This is a genomic window from Pseudomonas sp. 10C3, assembly GCF_036346185.1.
Classification (GTDB): Bacteria; Pseudomonadota; Gammaproteobacteria; order Pseudomonadales; family Pseudomonadaceae; genus Aquipseudomonas.
On the sequence record NZ_JASJVE010000008.1, the window covers coordinates 1 to 15950 of the forward strand.

The window sequence follows — 15950 nt, forward strand, 5'->3', positions numbered from 1 at the left end:
ACTAATTGCCCGTGAGGCTTGACCATATAACACCCAAGCAATTTGCGTCGAAAGAGCAGATTGCGGTGTGTGAAGACGACACAAACCGAAAATTGGCAACAACCCACAGATCTATCACATCCCCATTAGTTGGCCCGTTGCGCGCAAGCACGACGATCCGGCAGCCGAATTTCTTGACGACCATAGAGCATTGGAACCACCTGATCCCATCCCGAACTCAGCAGTGAAACGATGCATCGCCGATGGTAGTGTGGGGTTTCCCCATGTGAGAGTAGGTCATCGTCAAGATTGAATTCCGAAACCCCTGTTTGCTTACGCAAACAGGGGTTTTGTTTGTGTGCGAGGAAAATAGGGCTCAAGAGTTGCGTGCGACGACTATAGCGCTCTGTTGCCAAGTTGAGCGGAGAGCCGCCTTAGTCCAGATCTCGGCGGATGGCGTCCAGGCGTTCGTCGAGTAATGGGGTGAGCAGGGCGTAGCACTCCGCAGGGGCGATGGACACGATTCGAGTATCAATAAGGCAGTGCTGCAACTGATCGAGAGCGCTATGCAGCGAGCGGGGGGCATGCCTGAGTAAGCGTTCGTGCAGGTATTGCAACTGGATAAGCATTTCCAAAGGGCAGGTTCGATGGGCGGCTGCGCGTACTGACAGACCCCGCAGCCGGCCAAGATCTTCCAGTTCCCAGCAGCGTTCGGCGATACTTGGGGGCTGCAGATTGAGCGCGCAACGGTGTAGCTCAAGGTGCTGGATAGTGGCCAGCAGGTCTTGCAGCAAACGGCAATGGCCATCGAAATCTGCGGGGGCACGGCGTAACGCTTGCCAGTTCTGCCGCTGTTCAGCATAGGGCCATTCCTTCCAGCGGTGGTCGAGCGAGGCGCCCAGCGTTTGGCAACGCTGCCGTGCTTCGCTGGTAGTTTGTCCGCCGAGACCGCGATGCTGCTGCAGGCCTTGCAGCAGGTCAATGCCCTGCAATAATGCCCGCCGCAGTGCTGGGTCGCCCTGCGGCGGCTGGATAGAATCGAATGCCACGGCGGCTTGTGGGTTCATGTTCGGTTTCCGGCGGTGAGCTGGTTGAGATAGCGGGTCAGGTCGTGCAGCGCATGAGTCTGTGTGCTCTGCACCTGCACGGCCCCATTGACCTGTTGCAGCTGTTCGCTGAGAGCATGATTGGCTTGTTGGTGTTCGCTGAGCGCCTGTTGCATGGCGCCGAGTTGTTGCAGATTGGTCTGGCTTCGTTGAGCGAGGTCTTCGAGGTTGGTGGCGAGGTGCTCACTCTGCCGGTTGCCGGCTTCCAACAAATGGCGGTGTTCTTTGACCTCGCCATCTACCTGGCGCACAGCCATGGCGATCGCTGTCGCGACCTTGGTGATTTCGTGGGTCGCTTGGTCGGTAGCCTGGGCCAGACTGCGGACTTCATCGGCTACTACGGCGAAACCACGGCCATGCTCGCCTGCGCGGGCGGCCTCTATGGATGCATTGAGTGCCAGCAACTGGGTCTGTTTGGCCAGCGCCTGGATGCTATTCACCGTTTTTTCGACTGCGGCCGTTCGCTGCAGCAAAGCTTCCACAGCCTGCGCGGTATTGCCCAGGCTGTGCTGGATGGCGAGCATGCTTCCGCCTACGGCGCGAGCCTCCAGACAGCCGGCGTCACTTCGGGCGTGGGCGTCGGCGAAGGCCGCCAATGCATCCTGGGCCAAGGCGTCGATGCTGTGCAGGGTCTGGTCGATCTGCTCGCTGGCAGCGGCGATCATGGCGATCCGTTGGCTCTGCTCCTCACCTTGGTCGCTGGTCTGCTGGGCCATCTGTTCCAAGGCGCGGCTGGCGAACTGCACTTCGCTACGCATGCGTTCGCTGTTGCGTAGCGAAGTGCTTGTGGTCACCAGCAGCGTCGCGAGGTCGGCATTCCGGGAGCTGCGCAGTAGTCGTGCCAGTTCGGTGTTCCAGAATGTCTGTAGATGGCGTTGATCGCGCTCGCGCAATTGCCAGGCACAGCCTAGGTAGAGAACTCCAGGGATGAGGGTCAGTGCGCTGGCAGGCTGTTCGGCTAGTGCGAGACCACAGGCGCCGAGGGCCAATCCGAGCGGTAACCAGAGGTTGATCCCGCTGCGTTCCAGTAGGGCTATGCCCGGTTTGAACAATGCTTTGCCGAATGACGTGCCAGTAGGACGGCACTTGCCTGCGCCCCTGTGCAGCGTTGCGGTGGCATGGCCCATTGGGAGGACTCCTTGAGCAGGCATGAGGATTTCCTTTTGAACCAGTGTGAACGCAAAAACGGCGCACGCTCACTTTCCGCAATGCGGAGGTGAGCGGACGCCGTTGCCCGTAATAGTTGTGAAACCATCGTCGTTGATGGCTCAAGTGTGATCAGATCAAGCAAGTTGCTTGCCAGTCTTTGCCGTCGGCCGCAAGGAAACGTGTCAACCACGCAGTGAGAAGGGTGACTCTGTTCGATTGATATCGATGAACGATTGGCCTAGCACGGAACACGCTTGTTGGAAAACGCTGGTTAAGGATAGGAACTGGCTGACCTGTTTTCTCCTCAGGCTTTATTTCGATGTTTACGGCGAAGGCGGAAGAGGCGATCAACGCACCAGTCGTGGGAATTGCTGAGCCACAATGCTCTGTGATGGTTCGAATGACACATGATCGGGTTTTGGTGAGCTGCTTTCCGGTTTAAACGCAGAGGGGGGTCTTGCCCTCATTGATCTCGCGAATAGACTGTTTCCGACCAACGGCGAAAGTTGGGCGTGGTATTAAAGACTAAGGCATATAGCCATCTATATACTCAAAATCTCGCTTTTTTTGGCCTTGTCGATGAAGCACTTCTACCCACTTCTGCTCGTCCTTCTCTCCATCCTGGTCCCGACCCTGGCACAGGCTGGCGTTCAAACGCTACGTCTGCTTGCTTGGCCCGGCTATGCCGACAGCGACCTGGTCGCGGAGTTTGAGGCGCGTTACAAAGTGAAGGTCGAAGTCACTCTGGTTGGCAGCGACGAAGTGCTGCGTAGCAAGCTGGCGGAAAATCAGGGTGGCAACTACGACTTGATCGCTGCCAACACTGCGGAAGTCGAGTACTACATAGGTCAGCAACTGCTACAGCCATTGCAACCTGCGCGTATAACTAACACCTCGCGCCAACTCTTGCGCTTTCGCGACTACTCGAAGATCCCCGGGATCATGGCCGGCGGCAGCGTCTACGCGATCCCCTACACCTATTCGGACATGGGGCTGATCTATGACCGACAGCAGTTCAGTCAGCCGCCGCAGTCGATCACCAGTATGTGGGACCCCAAATTCCAAGGCCGTGTATTGGCGTTCAACACCAGCAGCCATAACTTCTCTCTGGCTAACCTGGCGCGCGGTGGCGACCCGTTCCACATCGCCGCCGCTGACTTCCCTTTGGTCACTGATCAGTTGATCGCTCTGCGCCGCAACGTGCTGACCTTCTATTCTCTACCGGAGGAAGCTGCCGAACTGTTCCGTGAGCACTCGGTGGCTCTACTATTTGCCAACTATGGCCGGCAGCAGCTCAAGCAGTTGCAGGACGCTGGCGCCGATGTCGGTTACGTGATTCCGCGAGAAGGTGCTTTGGCTTGGCTCGACTGTTGGGCGATCAGTCGCAACGCGCGCGATCCAGTGTTGGCCGAAGCCTGGATCAACTTCACCCTCGAGCCCCATGTCAGTCGCGCCTTGAGCGAGCGTCAGGGCTTGTCCAATACCTTGGTGGAGCCGGTTGGTATGGACCCGTCGGCACAACTGATCTGGCTGCGTCCTGTCGAGGATGATGCACATCGTACTGCGCTATGGCAGCGCATCATGTCCGGCGACCGGCCGCCCCTGCAGGAGGCGCGATGAGGTTCAGTATCGCCCTCAAACTCGGGTGCCTGATGGCTCTGTTCGGCATCCTGCCCACCGGTCTGGCCGGATATTATTCCTACATCAGTAGTCGCGACATTCTGCTCAAGGCCGCAGAACGTGACCTGCTCACTTCCGCCCAGGTGCTCGGACGCAACTTGCACGGCAACCTAGACGACATCGGTCTCGATGCGCAACTGCTGGCCAACGGCCCCGAGGTACGCGAGCTTTCGGACGCCGGTAGCCAGAGTACGCGTTTACATGCGCAAGATAACCTTGCCGAGTTGTTCCGCGCGATGTTGCAAGTGCACCCAGACTATATGCAGGTTCGCCTGATCAGCGCTGTCGACCATGGCCTCGAACTGGTGCGGGTGGATCGCGACGGTGAGCGCTTGTTACGCGTCAGCGGTGCCGATCTGCAGGAGAAGGCCCATTACGCTTACGTGTTCGACACCTTGCGCTTGGCGCCCGGTGAAACACGCTTGTCCCCGATAGTGATCAATCATGAGCAGGGCGCTCACTCCGGGTTGGGCAAGCCGACCCTGCACGTGTCCACACCCGTGGCTGACGCCAGCGGTAAAGTATTCGCCCTGATGGTGATCAACGTCGACCTCGACCAGCTCTTTAGCCAATTGCAGGGAGATTTGCCCGCGCAATACCAAGTGTATCTGAGCAATCGCTGGGGCGACCTGCTGGTCCACCCAGACCACCAACGCACTTTCGGATTTGACCAGGGACGTCGTCTGTTCATCCAGGACGAGTTCCCGGAAGTCGCCAGACTGCTGGGTGAGAGGCATAAGGACCACGTAATCAGTCGTAGCGTCGCGCAGGAGCAGCAAGATGGGCTGGTTGCAGCGTTTGTACGAATCTCAAACAATGCGCAGACCTCAGAACCTTTCATCGTCCTCGGCCTCGGCCAGTCACAAAGCCTCGTACTCGCCGAGGCCTCGCGTGTAGGCCAGAAGATCGTCCAGATTGTTCTGCTGTTCAGTCTGCTGGCCCTGCTCACGGCGATCATCACCTCGCGTGCGGTCATCCGGCCGCTGAAAAGCATGACCCGAGCCGTGCAGCTATTTTCCCGTGAACGCAAGATCAGCGAGCTGCCCTCGCGTCAGGACGAATTGGGCCAGTTGGCCCAGAGTTTTCGCGAAATGGAGGAAGAAATCCTCAGCCAACTGGACGACCTCACGCACAGCCGCACGGCCTTCGAACACCTGTCTCGACATGATCCGCTGACCGGTCTGCCGAACCGTCGGGTGTTCTTTGATCGCCTTGAGTGTGCCTTGATCAATTCACAGAGTAGCGGCAAGCACTTGGCGGTGCTGTTTGTCGATCTCGATCACTTCAAGAGCATCAACGACCGGTACGGCCACAGCCTCGGTGACCATGTGCTCAAGGCGGTGGCCAACCTGCTACGTTCTGCCACCTGCGAAAACGATTCGGTGGCACGTTTGGGGGGGGATGAATTCGTCATCTTCTTCGAGGCGGTTGAGGATACCCAGCATATTGTCACCATCCTGGAGAAGCTGCATAACCGCTTCCAGCTTCCCCTGTTCATTGATGGTCATGAAGTGAGAATCAATGCAAGCATGGGTGTCAGCATGTTCCCACGTGATGGCAACGATATCGAAGCCTTGGTCCAGCACGCGGACCATGCGATGTACGCAGCCAAGAAGTCGGGTCGCAACACCTACTCATTCGACCTCTCGGACGCGGGGGAAAACCGCTGCGAGTCGCCCTCCTGATTAAGCATCGCTGATCACTGCGGCAGGAACAATTTTGCCATTATCAATGTCCTTGGGCGATCAAACAAATGCCTCGGCCATTGACCGTGGATACTATTTAATCCAACTCTTTAAGCACTCTCCAGAGGGGCGGGTCAGAGAAAACTTCTCACGGTAAAGAGTGTTCGTTGCGTTTAGTGTATTAAGACAAAAAATTCCTATAAGTCACTCACTGTAATCAGGTGACAAACATGCATAATTTTTTCTGCCCTATTTGTCGTCTGATTACGGTCCTTGTCCACGCATGACTCCGAGTTCTGCTTGACTGTCTTGCACAGAAAGAGCGACATGGCTCTTGGGCAATTTATGGCGTTATGGGTATCGTGTTCATAGTCTTCTTCTTGCCGATTTCTACCAGTATTGATTTCCTGTTTTGGGTCGATAGGAGACTATCTTTCTGCTGTCCGAATTGACCAAAAATCCGGTTGCCGCTGAAGCTCTTATAGCGTTCGCCCGAGCGTCTGGAAACGCTTGGATCAAGGCCATTGCGATGCGGCAAGCAAGAAGGATAGCATTGCTATGTAAAGTCGCTTGATGACCTATTACGCTTAGCTATTATGTGCGCGCCGAAATGGGCAGCGAAGCTCAATCCGTCCTTGCATTGGTATTTGCTTTTGGGCTCCTACTCTTTACTTCCCATGACAGGAATCTCGATGCTGGCGTACAACCAAAAAAAGTTTCTTATCGTCGATGATTTCTCCGATTTTCGCAGTTCGGTCAGGTCCATGTTGCGCGAACTGGGCGTTGTGGAAGTAGACACCGCCGATACGGGTGAGCAGGCGCTACTCATGTGCGCGCAGAAACGCTACGACTTTATCCTGCATGATTTCAATTTCGGTGACGGTAAGAAAAATGGTCAGCAGGTGCTTGAAGACCTGATGACCGATAAGCTGATAAGCCATGAAGGTGTTTTCGTCATGGTCACCGCCGAGAACAGCCAGGCCATGGTGATGAGCGCCCTGGAATGGGAGCCGGATGCTTATCTGACCAAGCCGTTCAACCGAGCGGGCCTGGCCCAGCGCCTTGAAAAGCTTGACCAGCGCAAGACGTTGCTCAAACCGATTCTCCAGGCGCTTGATCGCGGCAAGCCTGCCGATGTGTTGGCCGCCTGCACCAGCCTCACCGAGAAGGACCAGCGCTTTGCCCCCCTCTGCCAGCGCTACAAGGCTGATGCCCTGCGCGATCTGAATCAGCATGATGCGCTGGAAAGCTTTCTCAAGATGATCCTGGCCGACCGCGCTACGCCTTGGGCTTACGCGGCGCTTGGCAAATTATTGTTCAAGCGCGGCAAGGCCAGCGAGGCTCAGGCTATTTACGAGCGGGCAATGATTGCCTTTCCGATGATCCCGACGCTCTACGATGGCCTGGCTGATGTGTTAGTTGCCCGTGGTGACGCGCGACGCGCCCAAAGCGTACTCGAGGATGCGGTACGTTTGTCGCCATTGGCGGTGCGTCGGCAAAGGTTGCTGGGCAAGCTGGCGATGGGTAACGAAGATTTTGAAAGCGCCTCCAAGGCTTATCGTCATGCCGTGTCCCAAGGGCAGTACTCGCGCTTCAAGGATCCAGAGAGCAACCTCGGCCTGGCACAAGCACTGATCAGCAAGAATGGTGATAAGGGCCTGGATGCCCGGGCCCGGGTGGAGATCAACCAGACGCTGGGCGAGGTCGCTAAGGAGTACGGCAACGATCAGGGGCTGCAATTGCGCACTCGTCTGATGAAGGCGACCAGTCTGCAACAGTCGGACCCTGAGACCGCCGCGAAGCTGACCGCGCAGGCGTTGGCAGTTCTTCAGGGCATGGAGAGCTTTCTCGGCGCCGACGCGGCACTGGCGGTTGCCGCCCAGCTTCAGCGCTTGGGTCAAGAGGAAGCTGGAGCAGGGGTATTGAAAAACTGCGCAGAAATCTACGGCGATGACCCCGCAGTCATGCAGGGCATCTCTCGCCTGACCGATGATCCTGCGATCCTTGGTGCGGGCAAGGCCGCCGCTGACCTCAACCTTCAAGGCGTACGCAGTTACAAGGCTGGCAATCTCGCCGAAGCGCAGGATTTTTTCCGCCGCGCGTTGGCGTTGCAATCGAAGAACATCAGTATCGCCCTGAACATGGTGCAATCGTTGTTGCCTGCGAAGGGCGTGACTCCAGATGCTGCACGGCTTGAAGAATGTCGGGTGTGCCTGAACATGATCGGCATGATGCCTGACACGGATCCCCGTTATGAGCGTTATCAGAAGTTGCAGAGTCGGGCGTTTGGCGCATGAATACTAACGATGAGGGCCTCGACTTCTCGATGGTGATCGCCTCCATCGTGCATGACATGAAGAACTCCCTGGCGACATTGATGCACGCTCATAGCCAGTGGCTGATGCGGCTGCCCGACGTGCAGCAAGGCACCCCCGAGCATGGGGCCATCGAATACGAATTCGCCCATCTCAACGGGATGTTGGTGCAGTTGCTCGGTTTGTATAAGTTGGGCGTCAACCAGTTGCCGCTGCGGCCTGACTATCATGAGCTCGATGATTTCATCGAAGCACAACTGGCGTGCCATCAGGATGTCTTGAACAGTCACGGGATCGTCGCGAGTTACGAACTCCAGGGCATTAATGTGCTCGGCTTTTTTGACCGTGAACTGATAGGTTCGGTGGTGGCGAACATTATTATCAATGCCATCCGTTATGCGCGCCATGCTGTGTTGATCAGCGCCCATGAGGAGGGAGACCAACTTGTGTTGACGATCAATGACGACGGACCCGGGTATCCAGCGCAGATGATCGAGCGTCAGTCAGACTATGTGCAGGGCATCAATCAAAGCAGCGGCAGTACCGGTCTAGGCCTCTATTTCGCAGCGCACATCGCCAAACGGCACGAGCGCAATGGCGTGCATGGACATATCGAACTGGCCAACGGCGGCAAGTTGGGGGGCGGTCAATTCATTATTTATCTTCCTTGAGTGCCGTCGCGATAAAAATGCCCCGACCCTTGTGGCGTTATTCAGTCGCCTTCCCGTCGTCGCTCGGCGCTTGCTCATCACTTTTGTTGTCCTGGAGAGGTTGCTCACCGGGCGGAGGAAGGTCTTGAGGTATCGGTTCTAATTCGACCGACGGGGTAAAGGTTTTGATGAGGCTTCCCTCGATGTGTCCTGACAAGTGATAGACCCCTGCCATTACCCCGGTGGTGGGATTGTCCATCAGGTTACGCCGCTCATCGTCCAGGGCGGCGCTCAGGATTACCCGAAGCTGCTCCACCATTTCTGACCGTTCTTTCTCGTGCGCAATGGCGCCGAAACCCGACACAGCAAGGGAAATCATCGTGCCTGCTACTCGGCCAACCGCCGCGGCGACAGCGCCTGCGACACCTCGGGTGGGGAGCGTGGCCTCCAGTTTTTCGCTGGTCCGTTGTGCCACTGACGATATGTTTGCGTCCGATGGACCGGCGCCCGCACCACTTGGCGTATTGCGGATCTGATTGACCAGAGCCACATACGCCGGCAGCTTGACGACAGGATCGATGTGGATGATCTGGTAGAGCGAAGCGTTACGATTGGGTGGTGGCGCCAGCTCGATTGCTGGAATGTCTTTGAATCGTCGGTCTAATTGGTCTAGAGGCACATCGTAGCGTGGCGCAATGCCCTGAAGTTGCGTGCCGAGAAGCTGGATGTACAGTTTCGTCGTCTGCTCCATGACCGCGCCGGGATCAATCTGCTTGGCAACAGGGTCCAGCACGCGATTGTGGTATTGCTCCTGCAGATAGTTAGCCATTCGTTTGGCCGGATCGGTCTCTTTCCCTGTGCTCACCTTGTACCAGGCCACCTTGAGCGTCAGCCATTGCTGAGTCCAGTAGCCGGTAAACCACGGAATGAAGTCTGCCTCGGTGCGCTGGTAGGCGAGGTCCCTCCAGTTTGCCATGGAGCTGCGCGCATAGTCCTTGGCCGATCCTTTCGCGGTCAGCGACGCGGTGACAATATCCCAGTCGACCTGTCGCCAGGTATCCTCCGAAACCAGAACCGGCGGAGTCTGATCGGGGGCGTGATTTTTGGAGGCGCACCCTACCAACGCCATCATCAAGGCGACGATAAGGGCGAGGATCAGGGAACGCAGATTCAAGATCGCAGTCCTCTAAATAGACTCGACCGCGTTAACCCATCCGGCATTGGATGAGCTTCAAACAAACACTCCACGCCTTTTTTGATTCGCAAGCCTCAGTGCGCGGCTATCCTTCTGATACCCGGCATGGAGTGCTTTTGCCGCTTTGCGCCTTCCCCATTGGAAGGGGCGTTCAGCGTCTCGGGTCATGGCCTTTTGAGTATAGGTGGTGAAAGGGGGGGCAAGAAAACCCAGCGATCTTATGAGTTAGCGCCGTTCCATGCGTGGCCGGGTAAGATGACGAAACTGCTCATTGGCCTTTAGCTGCCGCTTTCTCTGCTGTGGTGAAGGCGCTCGACCCCGGAGGATCTCACCGCAACGTTTGCTTTTCAGCCCGGTCGCCGGAGAAAATACCCGTCACGCGCGACTGCATTTGGCACTCACCCTCCTGATGCAACTGACCCTACCGGGCTCGGTGGCATCGATCTCAGGAACCTAGAATGGCCCCAAGACATGTAATTAACGCTTCGGTAAGCCCAAGGGGCAGCCTGGAGACTCTGTCCCAACGTGAAGTTCAGCAACTGAGCGAAGCCGGGGCTGGCAGCATCTACAAGCTGTTCCGCCAATGCGCCTTGGCAATCCTCAACACAGGCGCCCACATAGATAACGCCAAGACTATTCTTGAGGCCTACGAGAGCTTCGAGGTTCGCATCCACCAGCAGGATCGTGGCGTGCGCCTCGAACTGCTCAACGCGCCTGCGGACGCCTTCGTCGACGGTGAGATGATCGCCAGTACCCGCGAGATGCTGTTCAGCGCGCTACGTGACATCGTCTATACCGAGAGTGAGCTGGACAGCCAGCGCATCGACCTGAGCAGCTCGCAGGGGATCACTGACTACGTCTTCCACCTGCTGCGCAATGCCCGCACCCTGCGTCCCGGTCTGGAGCCGAAGATGGTGGTGTGTTGGGGCGGCCATTCGATCAACACCGAGGAATACAAGTACACCAAAAAGGTCGGCCACGAACTGGGCCTGCGCAGCCTGGACATCTGCACCGGTTGTGGGCCTGGCGTAATGAAAGGGCCGATGAAGGGTGCCACCATTGCTCACGCCAAGCAGCGAATCATCGGCGGCCGCTACTTGGGCCTGACCGAACCGGGAATCATCGCTGCCGAGGCGCCTAACCCGATCGTCAATGAGCTGGTGATCCTTCCTGACATAGAAAAACGCCTCGAGGCCTTCGTGCGCGTCGGCCACGGTGTAATCATTTTTCCAGGCGGCGCGGGCACAGCCGAGGAGTTCCTCTACCTGCTCGGGATCCTGATGCACCCTGACAACAAGGACCTGCCGCTCCCTGTCATCCTGACCGGGCCAAAGAGTGCCGCGCCCTACTTGCATCAGTTGCACGCGTTCGTCGGCGCTACGCTGGGGGAGGCCGCACAGACTCGTTACGAAATTATCATCGATGATCCTGTTCAAGTAGCAAGGCAAATGACCGTGGGACTAAAAGCGGTCAAGCAGTTCCGTCGAGACCGAAATGACGCTTTCCATTTCAACTGGATGCTAAGGATCGAGGAAGGCTTTCAGCGCCCGTTCGACCCCACCCACGCCAACATGGCCAGTCTCCAACTGAGCCTGGACCTGCCTCCTCACGAATTGGCGGCCAATCTGCGGCGTGCCTTTTCCGGCATCGTTGCCGGTAATGTGAAAGACAAGGGCATTCGCCTGATCGAGCAGCATGGCCCTTACCAGATCCGTGGCGACGCGGCGGTGATGCAGCCTCTGGACCGCTTATTGAAATCGTTCGTCGAGCAGCACCGCATGAAGCTGCCAGGCGGCGCGGCCTATGTGCCTTGTTATCAGGTGGTCACGTAAAAACCGGATGTGACCTGTCCGTAGTGATTGTCTGGGCGTCAAAAACAGCCTGAAAGGCTCGGGCGGTCATCGTTCCGGGCCTGGCCCCAACGCTCAGGTATCAACGTGTCGTTGGGGCGATACTGTATCGCGAGGGTGTTACTTCGCCTTCGCCGCACTGGCTTTCTTCGCCGCCGCAAGCCAGGCGGGATCCAGTCGATGCTGGTCGGTATCAATGCCGAGAGCTTCCATGCGCGCCTTGTGCAGGTCGGCCTCTCGCACTGTCTGGCTTGCTGCGCCGGAGTTGCCATCCAACTGGTGCATCTGCGTGAGCCCCAAGTGATAAAAGCGCAGCAGTTTCATGGCCGTCGGGTCACTGGCCTGCACGCCCTCGGTGACGTAATGCATGACGTTGGTAATGCTCATTAGGCTGCGTTTCAGCTGCCAGCCGTAGACGGCCGGTGCCATCCATGCCTGCGACCAGAACTGGAACCGCACCACGGTCACGGTCACTGCCAACGCGGCAATGACGCCCGCCGCATTCAAGCGGAAATTATCGCCACCGGGTTCGCCAAACAGCTTCACGGCAACGCTGGACAGCACCATGGCCAGCAGCGCGAAGATCACGATAATGATCAGCGTACTGCGTCGCGTTTGCCGTCGATAGGTTTCAGGATTGAATTGCTTGATCTCAAACATCACTGCTGCAGCGCCCCTTTGTTGAGTGGATAACACTATTGCGGGGCATTATCGCCTGTAAGAGGTGGGCACAGGCACGCTTAATGAGTCGGCTCACGTGTGTAGGTGCTTTTCGGTCGAAATCCAGCCCTGAGCAGGTGCCTTTCTCACCGGGCGTGAGGACCCGTTCGGCCCTGATCTTTTGCCGTATTAAAAACCACAACCGTTTGAACTCGGCCTTGGCTCCAGTCGACGTCGAGTACCAATTCATGGCGACCGGCAGCAGGGGAGAGCCATACTTCGCGCCCCCGTCCTACAACCTTGTCGTCGAGCATCCAGGTGAGTCGCTCCGCTGACAGTGGATACCCTGCGGAGTCAGTTGCATTGCCTGACGCCTGTATCGGTTGATCGGCTCGCAGCGTCTGCCCGTTCTGCGGGTAAAGAATCGCCACCTCAGGCGCACGTTCGGGCAAGTCGACGACCAACGCTGGCGATTCGGCGGTGAAAAATCCGTCATGTCCGAGTAAGCGCAACTGGACCTGTCCTGCGGGTAAACCGGTCAGCGGCAACTCCGCTTCGCCACCCCGCAGGCCAACGGCCAAGCCGTGCCATCGCTCGCCTTTATCGACAGTCCATTGCACCCAGACGTCGACATCGCTCTCGGCGTCGACCTGCCACCTCAGCGCCAGTTGTTGTGTCGACGTCACGTCGGCTGTGGCGCTGACGAACTGCGCAGGACGTGCAGGCGCCTGGCGTGTCCAGACTTGCTCTGCCGGACCTGCGATGCGCAGCGATGAGCCGGGCGCTCTGTCAGGCAGGTAGACTTTGAACATGAACGGTGGGCGGTCGGGGTCTTGGTTCGGGTGTCCGTGGCCCTGGCAACAGCCGCATCCACCCTGGAAGTCGGAGCGCACCAGCGATCCACTTGCAATCACGTGGCCCTGCTCGTTCATGAGTTGCGCAACCCAGTGTGTCTGCACGCCCGTGGGCAATGCTGTCACAGGGACACGTGCGACAGATTGAACCTGAATCTCCCCGTTTTCCTCGACATGACCCACGATGGAAATGACCGGATTCATCGTTCGCCCCTGCAGTTCGTCCTGTAGCCATGGTGGATCGGGCCACCAGAGGTGTTCGATGTCAAAAGCCCTTTCCAGAGGGTAATCATCGAAAATCGAACGCTCTCTCAACCACCGGGGCTCAAGTCGCGGGTGCTGAAGCAAGCGGTCGTGTTGATACAGAGACATCCAGCGTGGATTGCAATAGGACATGTAGTCCCGCGCCGTCGTCGGGTCGTACACCGCGCCGTTGCGAATATCGAGCCCGAATTCACCAATGGACGCGGAGGCATAGGGTTCGTAAGTCGGGTAGTTTGGATCGGTCGCCCCTGCGGCACCGCATGGGGTGTGCTGGAAGCCATAGCCATGGCCGATTTCATGCAGGAACGTCAGTTGATTACCCACGGCTCCAGCGCCCAGGCCATCCTGTCCACAGCCTGGCACGTTGAGCGGGATGCCAGCGGGGAGCAAACCGTAATACACAACGTCCGTGCGGTTGCCGTCGTTGTCCCGGAGTAGTGCAAGCCAGTTGAGCAGGGTGCCCCAATTGGTTGAACAGGCTCCTGGTCCAGAGCGTACGTCGTCCAGTGGGGTTGCCCAGTTCAAGGTGCCGCAACTGGCGAACGATCCGGTGGCCTGCACGGGCATGGCAGCGAACGCCATCGATGCATTGGTTTGCAAATCCGCGAGTGTCGGCGCGGGAAGCGTGAGTTGGGTAATGGCCGGTTGACCGGGTGCGGGTGTATTGGCGGAACTGGGACCGTTGTATGCGACGAGAATGGCACGCACGCGCAGGGTCTGAACCAGGTTCGTATTGATGATAATGCTGCTGTCTGAACTTTCAATGCCTTGCAGGCGCGCCGTCAGCCGTAACGTGCCATGACACTCCTGGGCAGGAATCAAAAAGTTCAAGGTACGGTTTATGTTGTTGCGCTCGGTTGCGTAATCAACGGTTTGCTCAGCCGTAACAGTCGCCGCACCTTGAGCGGCGTAAGTCGCGACGGCGTCATAGTTCAAGGCGTGGTTACGGCGCGCGAGGTCCAGCGAACCAGTGACATTGGCAACGGAGCTTAATAACCCGGAACGTACATAAACCCGAACCCAGGCCGCTTTGTACGCCACCAACTGGACCGAGTTATCCGGTCCACGGTCGGCGCTATCGGTTAAGTGTTCGGCAGCTCGGTAATACTGGATCGACTGTGTCACTTCAATGCCGTTAACGCGGGCGCGCCAAAGGCGATAGCGATCAATAAAGGACTCTTGCCACCAGCGCAAGGCCCCTGCGCGGATCTGATCAAGGAGAGTGGGTCGCACAGTCTGCTCCCTTCGTTATTCAATAGATGAAAAACAAGGCATGCATGGTGTTGCTGTTAGACGGCGTGCGCAGTGGAGTATAGGAGGGCCCCTGAAAAATACGGTTCATTCTGTCGGATTAGTGCGGGCACCTTTTTTGTGACGCAGGTGTATTGAATCATCGTGGAGGGCGTTTTCGCGGTCCAATGAGTAACAGTCAGATCTTCCATTTCCTTGCAGTGTTCGCCAGTTGCTGGCGCAGATCGTCGACGGTGGCGGCAAGTTGCAGGGTCAACAGTCGGTAGCCGTCCAGTGCCGAGTAGACCGGGGCACTCAACGCGGCCGTATTGTCTGCCCCGCCGACAGGGCGCTCGATCCGCTCCGAGACACCGGTTTGCAGTGCGCGCGCCATTGCAATCAGCTGTACGCGTATCTGTTTGTGTTCGGCGTTGAGGGACAGCTGCAACACGGCCATGGCCTGTTCGTCGTTGGCGGTGGGCCGGGTGTTGGCGAGGATCTCCAGGGTGCTGATGCACAGCCGCAGATTGCGCTGGATGGCGTCGAGTTTATTGAGTGATATCCGCACCTCCTTGGACACGGAGGGCATCAACGAACGCAGTTGCACCATGGCGCCGGTCAGTCGGTTCATCAGCTTGAGGTACTCGTCGTCGCTGACCGATTGGCCACTGATGATGCGGCTGTGGATCGCGGCACAGTCACGCAGTGCGCTCGCCAGGTTGTAGCGCCAGGAAAAGACCGCGTACAGGGGCAGCGCGAAAGAGAACGCCAGGGCCAGGACGATGCCAATGAGGATATCGACAGTGCGCCAAAGGCCATCGGATATCGGGTTATCGCCATGACCGGCGACGATGAACACGGTGATTGCCGACAGCAGCGCCGTGTAGCCGCCTTTGCCGATCGCGTGATAAGCAAAAAAGCCGCATACCGCAGACATGCCCAGGTACGTGAGCAACGGTATGCCCAAGTACGCTTGCTGGGCGACCAGCAACAGGCCAACGGCGGCGCCTATCAGCGTTCCATACGCCCGCTCGGCCGCTTTTTTGCCGATATTACCATGGTGCTGAAGTCCGCCGATTACCACCAGCATGGTGACCGAGGCCCATTCCCCGTGGGGCAGGTTGATGCCGGTGGTCAACAAGATCGACGCGAGCAACCCCAGCGATACGCGCACGGCGTGGATAAGCCTGGCGTTACGGTAGCGTCGATAGGGATCCAGCAGCGGTCGCAGGAATTTGCGTAGAAGCGGGGGGAGTCGCGATGATCGAAGGTCATACATCGGTTCAATGAGACTCTTGGTCTGTGGGTCGAGGCCGTTCAGTCACGGGCTGTC

11 protein-coding genes and 1 rRNA gene are annotated in these 15950 nt (G+C 57.7%); 6 read left to right on the top strand and 6 right to left on the bottom strand.

Features of this window, described 5'->3' with window-relative positions:
* Positions 1 to 172 precede the first annotated feature (172 nt).
* Positions 173 to 288: ribosomal RNA gene (gene rrf, locus QN399_RS09105) — 5S ribosomal RNA — on the top strand.
* Between the two features lie 125 nt (positions 289 to 413).
* On the opposite strand, the gene QN399_RS09110 is transcribed toward rrf, so the two are convergent.
* Both QN399_RS09110 and QN399_RS09115 read right to left on the bottom strand, forming a co-directional pair.
* On the bottom strand, positions 414 to 1046 hold the full coding sequence (locus tag QN399_RS09110) for a hypothetical protein (RefSeq protein WP_322178525.1): 633 nt from the start codon (positions 1044 to 1046) through the stop codon (positions 414 to 416).
* A complete protein-coding gene (locus QN399_RS09115) occupies positions 1043 to 2236 on the bottom strand; it encodes a methyl-accepting chemotaxis protein (RefSeq protein ID WP_322178526.1) in 1194 nt (397 codons plus the stop codon). Before QN399_RS09115 ends, QN399_RS09110 begins: the two co-directional genes overlap by 4 nt.
* A gap of 577 nt (positions 2237 to 2813) precedes the next feature.
* Here QN399_RS09115 and QN399_RS09120 point away from each other — a divergent pair.
* The 4 genes from QN399_RS09120 to QN399_RS09135 all read left to right on the top strand — a co-directional run bounded on the left by QN399_RS09120 (position 2814) and on the right by QN399_RS09135 (position 8585).
* Positions 2814 to 3854, top strand: a complete 1041-nt coding sequence (locus tag QN399_RS09120) for an extracellular solute-binding protein (protein ID WP_330200860.1) — start codon at positions 2814 to 2816, stop codon at positions 3852 to 3854.
* Positions 3851 to 5599 carry a diguanylate cyclase gene (locus QN399_RS09125; RefSeq protein ID WP_322178528.1) on the top strand — a complete coding sequence of 583 codons (1749 nt, stop codon included), beginning with the start codon at positions 3851 to 3853 and terminating at the stop codon, positions 5597 to 5599. Before QN399_RS09120 ends, QN399_RS09125 begins: the two co-directional genes overlap by 4 nt.
* A 692-nt stretch (positions 5600 to 6291) precedes the next feature.
* Positions 6292 to 7896: a response regulator gene (locus QN399_RS09130; RefSeq protein ID WP_322178529.1), complete on the top strand. Its 1605-nt coding sequence runs from the start codon at positions 6292 to 6294 to the stop codon at positions 7894 to 7896.
* Positions 7893 to 8585 carry a HAMP domain-containing sensor histidine kinase gene (locus QN399_RS09135; RefSeq protein WP_322178530.1) on the top strand — a complete coding sequence of 231 codons (693 nt, stop codon included), beginning with the start codon at positions 7893 to 7895 and terminating at the stop codon, positions 8583 to 8585. Before QN399_RS09130 ends, QN399_RS09135 begins: the two co-directional genes overlap by 4 nt.
* A gap of 37 nt (positions 8586 to 8622) precedes the next feature.
* Here the strand turns inward: QN399_RS09135 and QN399_RS09140 are convergent, their stop codons facing one another.
* Complete coding sequence (locus QN399_RS09140) at positions 8623 to 9738, bottom strand: hypothetical protein (RefSeq protein ID WP_330200861.1); 1116 nt, start codon at positions 9736 to 9738, stop codon at positions 8623 to 8625.
* A gap of 479 nt (positions 9739 to 10217) precedes the next feature.
* Between QN399_RS09140 and ppnN the strand changes: the two genes are divergently transcribed.
* A complete protein-coding gene (gene ppnN / locus QN399_RS09145) occupies positions 10218 to 11591 on the top strand; it encodes a nucleotide 5'-monophosphate nucleosidase PpnN (RefSeq protein ID WP_322178532.1) in 1374 nt (457 codons plus the stop codon).
* A 138-nt stretch (positions 11592 to 11729) separates the two neighbouring features.
* Here ppnN and QN399_RS09150 read toward each other — a convergent pair whose 3' ends face one another.
* The 3 genes from QN399_RS09150 to QN399_RS09160 all read right to left on the bottom strand — a co-directional run bounded on the left by QN399_RS09150 (position 11730) and on the right by QN399_RS09160 (position 15896).
* On the bottom strand, positions 11730 to 12269 hold the full coding sequence (locus QN399_RS09150) for a DUF3087 domain-containing protein (RefSeq protein WP_322178533.1): 540 nt from the start codon (positions 12267 to 12269) through the stop codon (positions 11730 to 11732).
* Positions 12270 to 12415: 146 nt separating this feature from the next.
* Positions 12416 to 14620: a M66 family metalloprotease gene (locus tag QN399_RS09155; RefSeq protein WP_322178534.1), complete on the bottom strand. Its 2205-nt coding sequence runs from the start codon at positions 14618 to 14620 to the stop codon at positions 12416 to 12418.
* A gap of 196 nt (positions 14621 to 14816) precedes the next feature.
* Positions 14817 to 15896: an FUSC family protein gene (locus QN399_RS09160; RefSeq protein WP_322178535.1), complete on the bottom strand. Its 1080-nt coding sequence runs from the start codon at positions 15894 to 15896 to the stop codon at positions 14817 to 14819.
* Positions 15897 to 15950: the final 54 nt, after the last annotated feature.